The organism is Acinetobacter sp. YH12120 (genome assembly GCF_013418795.1).
GTDB classification, from domain to species: domain Bacteria; phylum Pseudomonadota; class Gammaproteobacteria; order Pseudomonadales; family Moraxellaceae; genus Acinetobacter; species Acinetobacter towneri.
Genome location: NZ_VPBI01000034.1, coordinates 1 through 16,038, shown reverse-complemented (window position 1 = coordinate 16,038; position 16,038 = coordinate 1). Strand labels below are relative to the sequence as shown.

General features: G+C 34.9%; 16 protein-coding genes and 4 pseudogenes. 9 read left to right on the top strand and 11 right to left on the bottom strand.

Annotated features, from left to right (window positions below; genetic code table 11):
- The 3 genes from FTU58_RS13295 to FTU58_RS13285 form a co-directional block, all read left to right on the top strand.
- A partial coding sequence (locus FTU58_RS13295) for an integrase core domain-containing protein (protein ID WP_180062557.1) occupies nt 1-137 on the top strand: 137 nt, incomplete at its 5' end.
- Nucleotides 138-426: 289 nt separating this feature from the next.
- A complete protein-coding gene (locus tag FTU58_RS13290) occupies nt 427-1,923 on the top strand; it encodes an SIR2 family protein (RefSeq protein ID WP_257222374.1) in 1,497 nt (498 codons plus the stop codon).
- Nucleotides 1,924-1,936: 13 nt separating this feature from the next.
- Nucleotides 1,937-2,431, top strand: a complete 495-nt coding sequence (locus FTU58_RS13285) for a TIR domain-containing protein (RefSeq protein WP_180062556.1) — start codon at nt 1,937-1,939, stop codon at nt 2,429-2,431.
- A gap of 88 nt (nt 2,432-2,519) precedes the next feature.
- Here the strand turns inward: FTU58_RS13285 and FTU58_RS13280 are convergent, their stop codons facing one another.
- From FTU58_RS13280 to FTU58_RS13250, 8 genes are all read right to left on the bottom strand, one after another.
- Nucleotides 2,520-3,674, bottom strand: a complete 1,155-nt coding sequence (locus tag FTU58_RS13280; protein WP_180062555.1) for a toll/interleukin-1 receptor domain-containing protein — start codon at nt 3,672-3,674, stop codon at nt 2,520-2,522.
- Between the two features lie 16 nt (nt 3,675-3,690).
- Nucleotides 3,691-4,473, bottom strand: a complete 783-nt coding sequence (locus FTU58_RS13275) for a hypothetical protein (RefSeq protein ID WP_180062554.1) — start codon at nt 4,471-4,473, stop codon at nt 3,691-3,693.
- A gap of 19 nt (nt 4,474-4,492) precedes the next feature.
- Nucleotides 4,493-5,092, bottom strand: a complete 600-nt coding sequence (locus tag FTU58_RS13270; protein ID WP_180062553.1) for a hypothetical protein — start codon at nt 5,090-5,092, stop codon at nt 4,493-4,495.
- A 6-nt stretch (nt 5,093-5,098) separates the two neighbouring features.
- Nucleotides 5,099-6,277, bottom strand: coding sequence for a toll/interleukin-1 receptor domain-containing protein (locus FTU58_RS13265; RefSeq protein WP_180062552.1), 1,179 nt, complete (start codon nt 6,275-6,277; stop codon nt 5,099-5,101).
- Between the two features lie 2 nt (nt 6,278-6,279).
- Nucleotides 6,280-6,642, bottom strand: coding sequence for a TIR domain-containing protein (locus tag FTU58_RS14030; RefSeq protein WP_218948246.1), 363 nt, complete (start codon nt 6,640-6,642; stop codon nt 6,280-6,282).
- Entirely contained in the window at nt 6,636-6,836 is a 201-nt protein-coding gene (locus tag FTU58_RS14225) for a TIR domain-containing protein (protein WP_373886014.1), read from the bottom strand. Before FTU58_RS14225 ends, FTU58_RS14030 begins: the two co-directional genes overlap by 7 nt.
- A gap of 64 nt (nt 6,837-6,900) precedes the next feature.
- Nucleotides 6,901-7,401: a toll/interleukin-1 receptor domain-containing protein gene (locus tag FTU58_RS13255; protein WP_180062551.1), complete on the bottom strand. Its 501-nt coding sequence runs from the start codon at nt 7,399-7,401 to the stop codon at nt 6,901-6,903.
- 135 nt (nt 7,402-7,536) lie between these two features.
- A complete protein-coding gene (locus FTU58_RS13250) occupies nt 7,537-7,743 on the bottom strand; it encodes a helix-turn-helix domain-containing protein (protein ID WP_180062550.1) in 207 nt (68 codons plus the stop codon).
- A gap of 95 nt (nt 7,744-7,838) precedes the next feature.
- Here FTU58_RS13250 and FTU58_RS14140 point away from each other — a divergent pair, with 95 nt between their 5' ends.
- On the top strand, nt 7,839-8,156 hold the full coding sequence (locus tag FTU58_RS14140; protein WP_257222373.1) for a hypothetical protein: 318 nt from the start codon (nt 7,839-7,841) through the stop codon (nt 8,154-8,156).
- Here the strand turns inward: FTU58_RS14140 and FTU58_RS13240 are convergent.
- Nucleotides 8,124-9,056: pseudogene (locus tag FTU58_RS13240) on the bottom strand (IS5-like element IS17 family transposase). The gene FTU58_RS14140 and the pseudogene FTU58_RS13240 sit on opposite strands and share 33 nt — an antisense overlap.
- Before the next feature lie 41 nt (nt 9,057-9,097).
- Here FTU58_RS13240 and FTU58_RS14135 point away from each other — a divergent pair.
- Nucleotides 9,098-9,265, top strand: coding sequence for an ATP-binding protein (locus FTU58_RS14135; RefSeq protein ID WP_373886013.1), 168 nt, complete (start codon nt 9,098-9,100; stop codon nt 9,263-9,265).
- A 65-nt stretch (nt 9,266-9,330) separates the two neighbouring features.
- Here FTU58_RS14135 and FTU58_RS13235 read toward each other — a convergent pair.
- A protein-coding gene (locus FTU58_RS13235; RefSeq protein ID WP_180062549.1) for an IS3-like element ISAba14 family transposase occupies nt 9,331-10,475 on the bottom strand; the annotation gives its coding sequence in 2 pieces (ribosomal slippage) (nt 9,331-10,211 and nt 10,211-10,475; 1,146 coding nt in all).
- Nucleotides 10,476-11,141: 666 nt separating this feature from the next.
- On the opposite strand from FTU58_RS13235, the pseudogene FTU58_RS14130 reads away from it, so the two are divergent.
- The 3 genes and pseudogenes from FTU58_RS14130 to FTU58_RS13215 all read left to right on the top strand — a co-directional run.
- Nucleotides 11,142-11,818 (top strand): annotated as a pseudogene (locus tag FTU58_RS14130) (IS3 family transposase); the annotation flags it as partial.
- A gap of 513 nt (nt 11,819-12,331) precedes the next feature.
- Nucleotides 12,332-13,423: a group II intron reverse transcriptase/maturase gene (gene ltrA, locus FTU58_RS13220; protein ID WP_257222372.1), complete on the top strand. Its 1,092-nt coding sequence runs from the start codon at nt 12,332-12,334 to the stop codon at nt 13,421-13,423.
- Nucleotides 13,424-13,651: 228 nt separating this feature from the next.
- A pseudogene (locus FTU58_RS13215) lies at nt 13,652-14,046 on the top strand (IS3 family transposase); the annotation flags it as partial.
- A 19-nt stretch (nt 14,047-14,065) separates the two neighbouring features.
- Here the strand turns inward: FTU58_RS13215 and FTU58_RS13210 are convergent.
- Nucleotides 14,066-14,665 (bottom strand): annotated as a pseudogene (locus FTU58_RS13210) (IS5-like element ISAba31 family transposase); the annotation flags it as partial.
- 125 nt (nt 14,666-14,790) lie between these two features.
- On the opposite strand from FTU58_RS13210, the gene FTU58_RS13205 reads away from it, so the two are divergent.
- Nucleotides 14,791-15,840: a L,D-transpeptidase family protein gene (locus tag FTU58_RS13205; protein ID WP_257222371.1), complete on the top strand. Its 1,050-nt coding sequence runs from the start codon at nt 14,791-14,793 to the stop codon at nt 15,838-15,840.
- Nucleotides 15,841-16,038: the final 198 nt, after the last annotated feature.

The window sequence follows — 16,038 nt, the reverse complement described above, 5'->3', positions numbered from 1 at the left end:
GTTGGCTGAGCAAGCATTTATTTGATACTTTGGATGAAGTACAAGATTATGCAACAAACTGGTTGTGGCATTACAACCATGAAAGACCACATCAAGCTAACAAAGGAAAGCCACCTCTAATGGCTGCATATTCTTGATAACTTGGACAGGCAGTTTTATCTAAACTTGAACACCTATTCTTCTTTTACTTGGACACTTACGTCCGTTTTTACGAAGGCTAATACAGTTTATAAGAAATATTATCTTTAATTTTTTCTGAGCAACTATTCAACTATTTTTTATTCATAGCAAGAAAATATACAGAAATATGTCCTTAAACAACATTTTTAGTTGGAGTATTTGCACTAACATTAGTTGTGCTTAAGCAACTTAATAACAATGATAAGATAACAAAAGCTATTTAAAATTAATTAGCACTTGAAATAAATGAATAAAACCTCAAATATTCTTAAAGTTAATTATACCGAGATGCTAATGTTCGACCATGAACAAAAAGTTATGATAGATCGTATTGTAAAAGAGTTAGAAGAAAATAATTTTGCAATATTTGCAGGTGCTGGTTTATCAGCCCCTGCCGGATATGTAAATTGGAAAGAACTCTTACGGCCCTTATCTATTGAATTAAATTTAGATATCGATAAAGAAACCGACTTAGTTTCCTTAGCCCAGTATTATGTGAATGAAAATCATGGTCGTAGCAGATTAACTGAAAGGTTAATTGATGAAGTTGGTATAGCTCGAGAACCGACAACTAATCATAAGATTTTAGCGAAGTTACCCATATCAACCTATTGGACAACTAACTATGATGATCTAATAGAAAAATCTTTAGACAATGAAGGTAAAATAGCAGATAAAAAATTTACTAAAAATCATTTATCTCAAACTAAGAAGGGACGTTCCGCCATTGTCTATAAAATGCATGGTGATGCAAGTCTTCCTGATCAAGCAATTATTACTAAAGATCAATACGAATCATACCCGCTACACTTTGCACCATTCGTAACAGCTTTGTCAGGAGACTTAGTTTCAAAAACTTTTCTTTTCCTAGGATTTAGCTTCAATGATCCAAATTTAGATTACATACTTAGCAGAATCCGAATTCATTTTGAACAAAATCAAAGACAACATTATTGTATTTTTAGAAAAGTTAATCGTGATGACTACAATAATGATGAAGATTTTTCCTATAATCGTTTAAAGCAACAGTTTGTGATTAAAGACCTTGCTCGTTTTAGTATCAAAGTTGTATTAATTGACTCTTGGAATGATCTCACACATATATTAGAAGAGATTACAAAAAAATTTCGATGTAAAAATGTATTCTTATCGGGTAGTGCCCATGACTTTAGTCCATGGGATCAAACCGCAACGGAATTTTTTCTATCAAAACTAGGGGAAGTTTTAATCCAAGAAGGTTTTAAAATTACATCAGGTTTAGGCTTGGGTATTGGTAATGCATTTATTAGTGGTGCAATTAAAGAAATTTATAATAGAAAATATACAAAAATTGATGACTATTTAACAATGAAGGTATTCCCTCAATTTGTAGCTGATCCTACAGAAAGAAAAAACATTTGGACAGTATGGAGAAAAGATTTATTGAGTCAGACAGGAATTGCTCTTTTCTTTATGGGGAATAAAATTATCACAGATCCTGAATCAGGCAAACAAACTATTGTTTTGGCAGATGGTATGGATGAAGAATTTCAAATAGCACATGAATTAGGTTTAAAGCTAATACCAATTGGTGCGAGTGGATATAAGGCAAAAGAATTATTTAATAAAATAACTTCTGACTTCGATCAATATTACCCCAATTCCACACCAAAATTTCGAGAAGCTTTTGAAAAACTAAATGAAGAAGTAGATGAACCAAATAAGTTGTTATCAAAAATTCATGATGTAATTAAGTTAATTTAAATTGGAGAAATTTATGGCTAGACGAACTTTTTTCAGCTTTCACTATTCTGGTGATATATGCCGTATAGGTATAGTGAGAAACTCATGGCTAACCAAGAAAAATCGTGATGATGCGGGATTCTGGGATTCGGCAAAGTGGGAGCAAGTAAGAAAAGAATCTGATTTAGCAATTAAAAGATGGATAAACAGTCAACTAGAAAATACAAGCGTTACAGTTGTCTTGATAGGAGCAGATACTAGTACAAGAGATTGGGTCAACTATGAAATTGAAAAAAGTATTGAGCGTGGTAACGCTTTACTAGGTATTTATATCCATAAAATAAATGGTTTAGGAAAAGGTGTCTCAATGAAAGGAAGAAATCCGCTTGATGATCATTATATTCCATGTACTGATGGTAAAAGCTATAAAGCATCAAGCATTTATGCTACTTACGATTGGGTAGATGACGGTGGGTATGAAAATTTAGGAATATGGATTGAAGCTGCTGCAAAGCGGGCAGGAAAATAGTTCTAAATAAATTACGCATTTATAAAATGGCCAACTTTTTTGGTTAGCCGTTTTATAAATAGTATAAAAAACCTAATTATCTATAAAATTAAGCTTTTTCAAAAAAACTAAAAATTTCTGTAAGATAGATCGAAGTTCCACGCAATTCAAAGTTAAGATCAGTAAACTTGTGTTTTACATTTGCCAAATTGATACAAAGTATTTTTTTTCCTAAAGACTTAGCATATTCAATTTCCATCTCTACCCACTCAGAAATTATTTTATCTTCAGCGATTACATTATGAGTAAGTAACAAAAGGAATATCTCAGATTGTTCGATTCTCTTTTTTAGGACTTCTTTTGTGTAATCACTAATTAGAGTTCTTTTTAGAAAATCCTGATCTGATGTCCAATCATAATAACATGATAAATTTTTAAGATTTAAAGCATTTTTGGTGCTTTTAACCAAATCTTTATCCAAATAACTATGGGATATAAAAATATCGTACTTTTTCTTTGACTCTACTGAATTTGAATTGAGAAATTTTACGAGTTCTTCTGGACTATAATTTGGTAAAGTACTATCGATATGATATGACTTTTTGTTTCCTTTAAATTTTTTTCTCACCTTCACATATTTACCTAGATTCTGTAGATGTTGAAAGGCCATCATTCTAATTTGATTGTTATGTTCTGAATCATTAAGTTTATAAAAAAAATTTATTGTTTTATTACTATTAAACTTTTTAAGCTCATTAAATATTAGTATTTTTTCCAAATGGTTAGATCTATGATATATTTTAATAAAAATATCAATATATATCGGTTCTATATCTTGAATATGTTCACACTTTTTTGTAATTACTAATTTTTTGCTAAGGCTTTTATTTAATTTTTGTTCTAACTTTATTAAAGAGTCAGTTTTACATTCTTCACTGTATTGTTGTTTATGCTGTAATCTTTGCCCATATGAAAGCATATGTTTAACTTTTTGTGAGCTAAAGAAAAAATCTTTAGAGTTTAATATCTTGTATCTTTTCTTTTTTCCTACAGATCTTAAAAAAATATCTTTTGATCTATAATATTCATACCTTTGATTTAGCATCTGGATTGTGGTGGAAAAATATTTACTATATAAATCAAATAAAATATTACCATCGTAAATCTCAGGTAATATTTTTTTAATAGAATTTAGCTGATTTGTCATTTGTTTATATATCCTAATATTTTCAGACATATACTTTCTTTTAGTAATACCAGCCATAACCACTTCCTCATTTTTATCGATGTGAAATGATCTTATAAAGTCTATCTAGAGGATGAACATCCTGACTGCTATAGCGATTTGAATCTTCAATCCAATTTTTTAAATTTCGATTAAGCAATGTAGTATCTGTCTCTGGTATTGAATATGCAAAATTTGGAGCATTATCAAAAGCCAGTGATTCAGCTAATGCTTGATCTCTACTTTCAAATTTGATTCCTCTTGGTTTAGGCGTTCTACGTACTAATTTTGCAAATTGCAGTTCAGAGTATATCCACGGAGATGAAAGATACCTTTCACTTTTAAATGCTTCATTAATAGGGATTGAATTATCTGTTCCCAAAAAAATAAATACTTCACAGTTGTAAATTACTCTGTGTAAAGCTGAGTTAAGAATTATAAATACATTTGAAGTTGTATAATTGCGTTTTTTATAATTGAAATTACTGCCATTCAAACAATATTCTTCATCAATTTCTCTTAAAAGTTTAAATGCATCACCCCAAATACAAGAGTCGATAAATACACTTAAATTTAGTTCTTCTTCTATTAAAATTGCCAAGCGTATAACATCATCTTTATCGGCATGTGAATGCGATAGAAATATATCAGGTTTAATATCGACAAATAGTTTTTCGTATATTTTTTCTACACTTAATGTGTTTTTGCTATCAAGCAAGTAATCTTGAATTTTGATTAGTCTATTTTTATTTCTCTCTTTGTATTTTTTCACGTCTGAAGGACTAACATCTGAAAAGATTGAAAAATCAAAATCTTCAACTTGAATACTTTTATACATAATTCATTACTACTTTATTTTAATTTTTAAGATGGTTACGAAATAATCTTCGGAAGAGACTAGAATATGTATAGTCATTTTCAAATCTTGGATCTAACTCAAATCTAGGATTAAGTTTATTTTTTTCATTTTCATAAACTATTCTTGAAGCTGCACCTGTAGATGCTAAAGGGATTATTTGAGCATTAGGATGAAATTCTAAAAACATTTCTAATTCATTTATTACACCTTCCATTCCACCTATTAATACTATTGCATCAAATTTTTGACTTTGTATCATGGCTTGTCTCATTATTTTAAGGCTTTCTTCACGCTCTTCGGGATTACCATCTATTAGGGTTAAATCAATAAAATCATAGACACTTTCAGGAAAATCTGGCTTAAAAATATTAGATTGATAGATAGAAATAAAATTTATGTCTTTTTTACTATTTTTGGTAGCCATAGCTAATAATGGAGTAATAGCTGGATGTCCTCCACAAACAATACGACCATTAGGTATAACTACTTCTACGAGTGATCGAACTGCTTCTTTAATAGCAAGGACATCAGCCGTCTCGTAGAAGCATTTTTTTCGATCAGAGAGAGGAATACTTGCTGATAGGAAAATATTTAACATTTTTTATCACTTAGTTTCTAATAATGAAGGTGCTTTAGTCATATTTACTGCTTTAATGGGGAGATGGTTATCCAACCAATCTAAGTGTTCTAACCATTGCTTCAAAATTCCCCGGTTATCATAAATAATCCATTTCTCACTGTTTTTGAATTTCGAGTTTGATACAGCGTTATAAATGTCATTGATCCTATCTGCTGTAGGGACACCTATGGCTGGTATTACAGCTAATCCATTTTCCTTCCAATTAGCTATAGAAATCCATTGATCTATCTGTACACTTGGATTGTATCCTGCATCTCTTGCAGCATCACAAAAGTTATCAACGAGATATTTATATCTAAGAGAGATTGCTCTTGCTCTGAGTTGTTCAGTTTTTATTACAATATTTTTAAGAGTTTTTTTTGTAATATTTTTCCCTGTATATGGAATGCCACTTCTACTAAGGCCCTTCATTTTGAAGTCTTTAGGGGCTAACTTAATAAATTCATTAAAAGAAGCAATGCCTTCTTCCTTTTGCTGAGGCCATAGAATGTGCAAAATATGAATATTATTTTCGTTAGCGAACATCAACTCATCTTTGGTCCATCTACTTGTTCTAAAACGTGGAGTATCTAATAGAATTACAGCATCTGAGTCAGTCATACGATGCCACAATTGATCTTGAAAATTCTGTGCAGGTGGTACTGATCGAGTATCTAGAAAAACGTCAAAACCATTTGCATCTAAAATGTCATACAATTTATCTGCAGCACCCTGTGCATCTATACGTCTATAACTAATAAAAACTTTTCGCTCCTTCCTTAAAAATCTAAAATTTTCAAAGATAATAGAAACTAATCGTTCTGTATTATTATTTGTTTCGTTAATTGGTAACGCATTAATATGACTGATTTCATCCGGTAGTTCTGTCGGAACTAGTTCATTACTTTTGACTACAGGAATGATGACTATTGATTCATCAATAAGATTTGATAAGTGTAGGGTCTTAGATTTGTCACCACCAAAATAAATCGCAATAGTGGGATATTTAGGGTCTCTTGATGAATAATTATCACTATGAATAAATTTGACGAAACTTGGATTAATCTTTAGATCATTAAATTTATTAGTAAGACTTTTTTGGATACTTACAAGTCTTTCATCTACATTACCAAGTAATATAATTTGATAGTAATTTTCAGACACAATTATTTACCCATTTGATTCGCAGCTTTTTCGATCCATGAAGATAATGATAATCTTCCATTGTTATCTAAAAAGTCATACATTTTAAAAAAACTTGAAAGTCGAACTACTGCATTCGACTTTGGTTTTGGACTAAATCTAGAATTTAAAGTAATTGGATTGAGAAAATCTCGGTATTTGATCCATTTGTTATCATGCCATTCAGCTAAGTAATAAGATTCGTTAGCAAGATAGACACCCATTTCATCTAGTGGATTTGTTCCTTTTCTTGAAATATATCCGTCTTTATCTTTTAATTGATGAATAAAAACAGATAATAAACCATTACCTTTAATAATACTTTGTGCAATTTCATATCTTACCATCTTCTTTGATGAGTGTATTGACCAGCAAGAATACTTGTTACAGAAGTGTTATCTAAACCTTCTCTAAGAAAATGCTTAAGTGAATCATCAGACTCTCGTTTCTTTTTTTCAATAACGCTCCCATCAAAAAATCCATAAGCTTCTCTGCTACCATTAACTACCCAAGAGTTTTTAACATTCCAAACTCGCCAAATGTCATTTTGATAATGAAATGAAAGTTCTACGTGCCATATTTATTTACCAATTTGCTTTTTTAAATTATAAAGAAGATACATATTTTCCATATTGCTCATCTGGTTTCCAGAAACATAAGATGCCCGAAGTTGAACGGTCAATTCTTTGATATAATTGCAAATATTCATTTCCATAATAAGAACCATAACGGTCTACAGTTGGAATTATAAAAATAGACTCATATCTTTTGACTCCATCGGCATAACCAATTTCCCAAGGACACCATCTTGATTTAACAGAGTTTGGTGTTGCGAGAAAAAAGAAATAATCAGCTTCTTGAATTTTCTGTTGAATTTTAACTGCTGTTTCTCGATTAGTACTCTCAGGCATAGAGCTATCTTGCCAATCAACATAAACATCAATGTTTTCATCTTTTAATAACTGAATAAATCCTTTGACATATTGAGCATCAATATGACTATGGCATAAAAAGGCCTTTCTAGACCTCTGATTAAAAGTGTAGCTATTTGCGCTCCTACTAAAACGTGTAGAATTATTGGTCAGTGTGTCTAGAGAAATAGCCATATAGTTCCTTTACTGATTAAATTTAGGCACTTTTTAATAGTTAGATTTAAAGGTGATCAAAACTCAATTACAATAAAGGAAAATTTTAAAAAATCAATAATATGAAAGTATATTGAGACATAATTAGATGCTAGATTAGGGCAGTAGATCCTTAGCATCTATTTCTAAAGCAATAGCAATTTCATAGAGCTTTTCTATTGTGATATTTACCTCACCTCTCTCAATTCGCCCTAAATAGCTACGGTCTATATCACAGATTAAAGCTAATTTTTCCTGACTGATTTCTTTCTTTAGCCTAGCATTGCGTATTAACTGACCAACTGCTATAGATAAATCTGACATTTGATTTCATTTGTTCAAATATCAAAACTATTGCTATTTGAGGACTACTTATCCACGGACTATAATCCTCTTTTATTTTTTTAATGAAAATTCATATGTTTGATTTTTATCTACCACTTGAGAAGTACTTCGTAAAAATATTGCTAGAAAACAAAATTCAAAACTGGGAAGCAAAATTATTTTGGTTAAATATTGAACATTTGAATCAGGTGGTGGATAAGGGTTTAAGGCAAAAAATGTACAATGGGTTAAGGGTTTTAACAACGAATGGTTTTTTAAGCGCTGAACACTCTAGATATAATGAAAGGGTATTTTTATATAGTGAGACGGCTTTGTTGCACAAAGATTTGAAATGCAAAGCGCCCCTAATTGAGCCAAATTTAAGGCGTAACTTGGGTAAGTGGTCGACCTAATTCCGTAAATCTGTTGAGGACTGCTACACGTGCATGAATTTCATTCACCTGACTAGGAAAGCTTCTTGCCATTAATTTATCGCCTAATAATTTGATGCAATGCATCTTGGTTTCCACCAAACTGCGGCGATGATAGCCTGACCATTTTTTCCATAATGTCCTGCCTAAACGTTTAACTGTTCGAAGTAATTCATTTCGCTCTAGCGAGCTACTCTTTGTATCTTTCCATGGTTTCGCATTTTTTCTAGGTGGAATCACCGCATGTGCTTGCCGATCTGCAATGACCTGACGGCATTGCTTGGTGTCATAAGCTCCATCGGTATAAACAGAGTCAATCTGCTCATCTTGTGGAATCTAATTAAGTAAATCACCAAGCACCTGTGAATCACTGACATTATTGGTTGTGAGCTGAATAGCGCGTATTTGTAGGGTTTTGGCATCTATACCAATATGTAGTTTACGCCATTGGCGACGATATTCAGCTCCATGTTTCTTGCGTTTCCATTCGCCCTCACCTAGAAACTTCATGCCTGTAGAGTCTACGAGTAGATGCAGCCCATCGCTACTTTTTTGGTAGCTGATTGCAATATCAATATGCTTTTGTCTTCTACAAAGCGTACTGTAATCTGGTGCGGTCCAATTTAATCCGCAAAGTTTAATCAGACTTTGCACAAAGCCAGTGACCATACGTAAAGATAGACGGAATAAGGATTTAATCATTAAGCAGCATTGGATAGCTGCGTCGGAGTAGGTTTGATTTCGCCCTTGTTTGCCTTTTGATGGAGCATACCATTGCGTAGCAGGATCAAACCAAATGGCAATATTTCCGCGACTCATGAGTGCTCGGTTATATGCGGGCCAATTGGTTGTGCGGTAGATTTTGTGTGTAGGCTTCTTCATTTGAAAATTATATCGCTGAAAAAGCCTTTACAGATAGGTTTGTGCAACAAAGCCCAAGCCAGTATGAAACAAATATTTGGTTAAACCATTTTGAGGATCAGACTGTTGGTGAAGCTTTATTAGATCGCATAGTTCATCGTGCTCACGTGTTTAATTTAAAAGGTCAGTCTATGAGGAAAAGACGTGGTAAAAAAGTTTTAGAATCGTGATGATAGAGGTGGTCCCACTTGTTTGAACAACTAAAAGCGTATTTATAAGTGATATTCCGCTCTAGTTAAGCCACCTTGTTTTGTTGGGGTAGCTGATCATAGTAAAACTCATTTGGTGTCATTTTGTCTAGACTCGAATGAGGTCGTTTCAAATTATAAAACTCAAAATATGCACTTAATTGCTTTTTCGCATCTGTGACACTGCTATAAGCTTTGAGATACACCTCTTCATATTTAACGCTCCGCCATAATCGTTCAACCATCACATTATCTACCCATCGACCTTTACCATCCATACTGATTTGAATGCCATTTGATTTCAATACATCAATAAATGCATCACTGGTGAACTGACTGCCTTGGTCTGTATTCAATATTTCAGGTGATCCATATTTTTCAATCGCTTCATTTAAAACCGAAATACAAAAACCCACCTCCATACTAATCGATACCCTATGCGCAAGTACCTTGCGGCTATGCCAATCAATCACAGCACATAAATAAACAAAGCCTTTTGCCATAGGGATATACGTTATATCCGTAGACCACACTTGATTACTGCGCTGAATAGCCAACCCTTTGAGCAGATATGGATATTTACGGTGAGCTTGATTAGCCTGGCTTAAATTTGGTTTGCAATATAACGCCTGAATACCCATTTTCTTCATTAAAGTACGTGTATGACGTCGTCCTATATGATGCCCTTGACGATTCAACAAATCACGCATCATACGACTGCCTGCAAAAGGATATTGCATATGTAATTCATCAATACATCGCATCAGCTTCAGATCTGATGAGCTAACAGGTTTTGGGCGATAATAATAACAACCACGGGAGACTTTCAGCAGCTTAGCTTGCTTAGATACTGAAATCTGAAGTGAGTCGTCGATTAACTTTTGTGGTTGAAGCGGCCCAGTTTCTTCAACACACCTTCTAAAAAATCAATTTCTAATGCCTGCTCACCGATTTTTGCATGTAACTTTTTAAGATCAATGGGGGGTTCTGATGGAGCTTTTGATTGATCGAAAGCTTGCGAGGAAGCTGAGATCAATTGATTTTTCCAGTCAATAATTTGGTTTTGATGAACATCAAATTCAGCACTCAATTCAGCAAGTGTTTTTTCTGCTTTAATCGCAGCAAGTGCTACCTTAGCTTTAAAATCATTTGAATGATTTCTTCTTGGTCTACGTGCCATAAAATACTCCATATATTGATGTTTATAACATCATTTGAGGAGCAGAATATCACTTATAGGAGTTGTTCAAATTTACGGATCCATCTCTGATCTCCTGTCCAAGTTAAACAACACTTTGGTTTGCTTATAAGTAGACCAAAGTGTCCAAGTTAAACAAGAATGAGTGTCCAAGTAACTATTGATTTCGCAATGGCTGCTTAACCTCTACTTTTAACTTCGGTTATTTATGGGAGGATTACCTTACGAGCAATTATTGGATGGAAAGTATCTACACGGATGAATACAGATATGGTGCTCGATGTACTATGATAAGATTAACCCGTTAGGTCAGGTGGCCTAACTTAAATAAAAAAGTCTCCGAAAAACCCGGTACGGTTCACTATTAAGTTCTCTTCTTTATAGGATTGTAGACTGGCATAAAAAGCAACTTGAATTGAATTGGTTTTCTCAATCAATATTGAACTAAAGATTACAGTAGTAATCTTTAGTTCCATATTGATTGATCTCTGAGAAAATTATAGTAGGTACCGAAGAATGAATCACACAAATTAAAAAATTTACATCAATTTGAACATTCACGTCATCGTTCGGTGAATAACTTCATGGTGAATATCTGAATAGCCACTAATTTTGTAGACACCTTTTAGTTAGATAAAATGGCTAATTAACGAGGTGCTTATGAGCAGTAAACGATACCCTGAAGAATTCAAAATTGAAGCAGTAAAACAAGTCACTGAGAAAGGTTATAGTGTGGCCGAGGTTGCTACACGTTTAGGAACCACCACCCATAGTCTGTATGCCTGGATTAAACGTTATGATCCACAGCAGCCCAAGATAATAGAATCTAATGATCCAAGCGCAGAATTAGCAAAGTTAAAAAAAGAACTGCAACGGGTTACTGAAGAAAGGGACATATTAAAAAAGGCCGCGGTGTACTTCGCAAGCCAGTCCAAATGAGGTACGCCTTTATTCAGGACAATCAGCACATATGGCCTGTTCGTCGTTTATGTTCAACGTTAGATGTTCATCACAGTGGTTATTACGCATGGTTAAAGCAACCCACCAGTAAAACTGCAAGGAAACGGCAACAGCTTTCAGGACTGATTAAACAGTTCTGGCTGGAATCTGGCGGAGTCTATGGCTATCGCAAGATTCACTGTGATTTGAAAGATGTTGGCGAAAGTTGCGGGATCAATCGAGTACATCGGCTGATGAAAGCAGATGGTCTTAAATCACAGCGTGGTTATCGTAAGCCTAGAGCTTACGCTGGTACTCCGGCTGTCATTGCCGCAAACAGCTTAAATCGACAGTTTAATCCAACTGAGCCGAACCAATTATGGGTGACGGACATTAGTGTGCCGCAGCAAGCGGCGTAAGAGATGAGGGTATGGCCCCTCGCTATCGGCTTGCAGGAGCAGGTAGCAAACCACCATAAGCGGCTTGGATCAAAAGTCCCGGTCGTGAGCGTTATGGAAAAGGCATCGTAGAGATGTCAGGTAAGAATTAGGAAGGCGAACAACAGTGAACTGCCGTTCAAGTGTCGAAAGTACTCAAATGACATCAAAACCGGGGATGGAAGTTACCCCGCGATTAGTTTGGCCGTTACCTGCTTACGGGCCATTCGGTGTCCGGCGTAGAGGCAGCGCGATCCTAATTCAGGCTCTTACGTTGAACTGCGGGAACCTTCGGTGGCGATGTCAAGCGAAAGGCACAAGCTCAAAAGGCAAGGCTGATAATAGCAATGCGTCACCAAGGGGCGGAGCAACTCGTAGTAGTGTTGAAGTTACTGTAATGGTAATGGAGCGAAGGGGTTGCATTATCCAGGTCTACGGATTTGTCAACTGTGCAAGCAGGAGGAGCAAAACTTTATGACCAAACCATTTAACATTCCTAAAGCGTTAATCTGGGAGGCATTTAAAAAAGTCAAAGAGAATGGTGGCGCTCCAGGCGTTGATCATGAATCTATTGAGCAATTCGAAAAGCATTTAAAGAACAACCTATACAAACTATGGAATCGACTTTGTTCTGGCAGTTATTTTCCACCGCCAGTTAAGGCTGTTCCGATTCCAAAGAAGTCAGGTGGCGTGCGTATACTAGGTATTCCAACAGTTGCAGATCGAGTCGCGCAAACAGCAGTTAAGCTCTTATTAGAGCCGAAAATTGATCCATTATTTCATCCAAACTCATATGGATATCGTCCGGGGCGTTCTGCCCATGATGCAATTGCGATAGTGAGGAGACGAAGTTGGGATTATGACTGGGTTGTGGAATTTGATATCAAAGGTCTCTTTGATAACATCGACCATGATTTACTAATGCGTGCACTCAAGAAACACTGTGAAATTCCATGGATTCTTTTATATGTGCAACGTTGGTTAAAAGCACCAATGCAACACATAAATGGCCATCTTTTAGAAAGGAATCGCGGCACACCACAAGGTGGTGTTGTGAGTCCTTTATTGGCTAATTTATTTATGCATTATGCTTTTGATATGTGGATTACGAAACATCTTCAAAGTGTACGGTTCTGCCGTTATGCAGATGATGGCGTAATTCATTGTCGGAGTTTATCTCAAGCCAAACTTGTTTTACAAAAGATCGATGCACGATTTCGTGAATGTGGTCTCGAATTGCATCCAGACAAGACAAAGATTGTTTATTGCCAAGATATTAATCGTCGTAAAGCATATCCCGATGTTCAATTTACTTTTCTCGGGTACACGTTTAGGCCCCGTAAGGCTGTGGACAAGTATAAAAGAGTTTATGTAAATTTCTCTCCTGCAGTCAGTCGTGATGCACTTAAAGCAATGCGACAGACTATTCGGAAATGGCATCTACATCTGATGTGTAATCGCGAATTAAGTGATTTATCTGCAATATTCAATCCAATTCTTCAAGGTTGGCAGCAATACTATGGTCGATTCATTGTTCAGCAATGTCAGCGATCTGGCAACACATGAATGCTTATCTTATACGCTGGATGAGGCGTAAGTATAAAAACTTGGCCCGTCATAAAAGACGGGCTAGATATGCCTTAGGGCGACTTGCGCGTGATTTTCCAAATGCCTTTGTGCACTGGAAAATGGGATGTTTACCATCGGTTGGATAATGGGAGCCGGATGAGCTGAGAGGTTCATGTCCGGTTCTGCGAGGGGCTAAGGGTGAAATTCCCTTGGTCTACTCACCCTTATATCCGCACTCATGAAGGGTGGCTATATCTCGCAGTTGTGATTGACCTGTTTTCACGTCTTGTTGTTGGCTGGTCTATGAAATCCAGAATCACGGCAGATCTGGTTTTAGATGCGTCATTTCTCAAGCATCATAATCTTGAAAGTAGTATGAGTAGACGACTTGCGCAGTATACTGCTCAAGCCATGACAATGCTGTTGCAGAAAGCTTCTTCCAGCTATTAAAGCGGGAACGAATTAAAAAGAAAATCTATGCGACCAGGACTGAAGCAAGGTCGGATATCTTTGAATATATTGAGATGTTCTACAATTCAAAACGCAGACATGGTTCCAATGGTCAGCGTTCTCCATTAGATTATGAAAAGGCCCATCAAAAGATGATTATGTGTGTCTAGAATTTTGGTGGCTATTCAACCAGTCCATATGGTCATTGTTCGATTGGCTATTCGTTTTTTTTGGTATATTCGCTTTAGTCCCTGTTTTCCTGATCTGTTCACGCAGTGGTTCTGAATCATAGCCTTTATCTGCACATACCACTTTTGTCTCTTTTAAATCTAATGTTGATATTAAATCAGGCGCAACTTTAACATCATGTGTGGTTCCATCGGTAATCATGAAATCAATAGGATTGCCATGTGCATCAACAATCAAATGTATTTTTGAGGAGTTTCCTCCTACACTTTTAGAAATAGATTGATTCGCTATGCCGGCAGAATGTTGATGAGCACGTACATGAGAGCCATCAATAAAAATCCATTCCATATCGGGGCATGAGGCTAGTAATTTGAATAATCTACGTAACTTACCGCTGCTTGACCAACGATTAAAACGTTTGAAAATAGAGTTTGAATGACCAAAACAAGAAGGAATATCTCGCCACGGACAGCCTGTTCTAATTCTATAGAGAATAGCTTCAATAAAATTGCGTAAATTTGAGTTGTGGTGAATGGATAAATTACGCAGAATAACTTTCAACTTTTGCCAGTGTTGATCTGTCAGCATGGTACGAGGCATAGCGAATAGTAAAATTGGGTTTGGTGATTTGATTTTACTACTTCGCTATTTTTTTAAGCTAAAAGTGTCAACACACCCTAATTTTATGTTAAATTTTCATTAGTAAATATAATTTTTTTGAGCTTATGAAGCGACTAGGTCAGTTAGGTATTTTATTGGTTTTAATGGGTAGTTGTTCTTTGGTATGGGGAAATACTCAAATTCAAACATTGGAAGTAAATGATTCAAATGCGTTAAATTTATTAAATTTTAGTCAACAAAATAAACAAATATGGCTTAAAGAAAATATTAACTCAGCAGAATGGATTGATAATGATTATCCACATGAACAATCACTCCTTTATGCAAAAACCCAAGTTTTATTAAGTCGAAATTTTGCATCACCTGGACCAATTGATGCGAGGCTAAATTTAAATACAATCAAAGCGATTTCAGCCTATCAAATCATGAATGGCTTAAAAGTAACAGGGAAATTAAATCAAGAAACCTGGGAGAGCTTAAATAAAGAAAGAAATATAGAACCTGTATTTGTTGAATACACATTAACTTATAAAGATATTCAACAAAACTATGTACAAAGTATCCCTACAGATTATGCAGATCAGGCCAAAATGCAACGGCTCCATTACCTACGTGTGTCTGAAATGCTGGCAGAAAAATTTCATATGGATGAATTATTTTTACAACAAATTAATCCTAAAGCGACCTTTAAAATAGTAGGAGAAAAAATAATTGTTGCTAATGTGAAGAATAACTTACCAAAAGGAGTTTCTTACTTAGTTGCCCATAAAGGAATGCGTCAGCTGATTCTATTTAATCAAGAAAATAAAATGATAGCGGCTTTCCCAGCCACGATTGGGAGTGAAGAAAATCCTTCACCAACAGGTCAATATAAAATTGTGACTATTAATAAGCATCCATTTTATTCTTATAATCCTAAAAACTTTATTCAAGGTAATAATTTAAAGCCATTACTATTGCCACCTGGACCTAACAATCCTGTGGGAACGGTATGGATAGGACTGTCAAAACCTTCCTTTGGAATTCATGGAACACCGAGTCCATCATTAATCTCTAAAACGTATTCTCATGGTTGTATTCGCCTCACTAATTGGGATGTAGAAAGACTAGCTAGTCATTTACAAACCGGGATTAATATAACGTTTGTTAAATAAATTTAATCAAAAAAAATCAGTGTTTAATAGGTAGATTGTTATGCTTTATAGATATTTTTGATGGTAATCCTCCCTAAAAATAATTGAGTTTAAAAGTAGAAAATCGAATAACCTTGATTTAAGGAGATTTTCTATGAAAACATCTAAGTATTCAGACAGCTTGATCATGAGTATCTTGAAGCAAGCTGAAGCAGGAAC

Excerpts from the sequence above, each read along its gene's own strand:
- FTU58_RS13280 (WP_180062555.1), bottom strand. The coding sequence starts at position 3,674 with ATGGCTGGTATTACTAAAAGAAAGTATATGTCTGAAAATATTAGGATA.
- FTU58_RS13290 (WP_257222374.1), top strand. The coding sequence starts at position 427 with ATGAATAAAACCTCAAATATTCTTAAAGTTAATTATACCGAGATGCTA.
- FTU58_RS13270 (WP_180062553.1), bottom strand. The coding sequence starts at position 5,092 with ATGTTAAATATTTTCCTATCAGCAAGTATTCCTCTCTCTGATCGAAAA.
- FTU58_RS13285 (WP_180062556.1), top strand. The coding sequence starts at position 1,937 with ATGGCTAGACGAACTTTTTTCAGCTTTCACTATTCTGGTGATATATGC.
- FTU58_RS13275 (WP_180062554.1), bottom strand. The coding sequence starts at position 4,473 with ATGTATAAAAGTATTCAAGTTGAAGATTTTGATTTTTCAATCTTTTCA.
- FTU58_RS14140 (WP_257222373.1), top strand. The coding sequence starts at position 7,839 with ATGTTTGATTTTTATCTACCACTTGAGAAGTACTTCGTAAAAATATTG.
- ltrA (WP_257222372.1), top strand. The coding sequence starts at position 12,332 with ATGACCAAACCATTTAACATTCCTAAAGCGTTAATCTGGGAGGCATTT.
- FTU58_RS13250 (WP_180062550.1), bottom strand. The coding sequence starts at position 7,743 with ATGTCAGATTTATCTATAGCAGTTGGTCAGTTAATACGCAATGCTAGG.
- FTU58_RS14030 (WP_218948246.1), bottom strand. The coding sequence starts at position 6,642 with ATGGTAAGATATGAAATTGCACAAAGTATTATTAAAGGTAATGGTTTA.
- FTU58_RS13205 (WP_257222371.1), top strand. The coding sequence starts at position 14,791 with ATGAAGCGACTAGGTCAGTTAGGTATTTTATTGGTTTTAATGGGTAGT.
- FTU58_RS13255 (WP_180062551.1), bottom strand. The coding sequence starts at position 7,401 with ATGGCTATTTCTCTAGACACACTGACCAATAATTCTACACGTTTTAGT.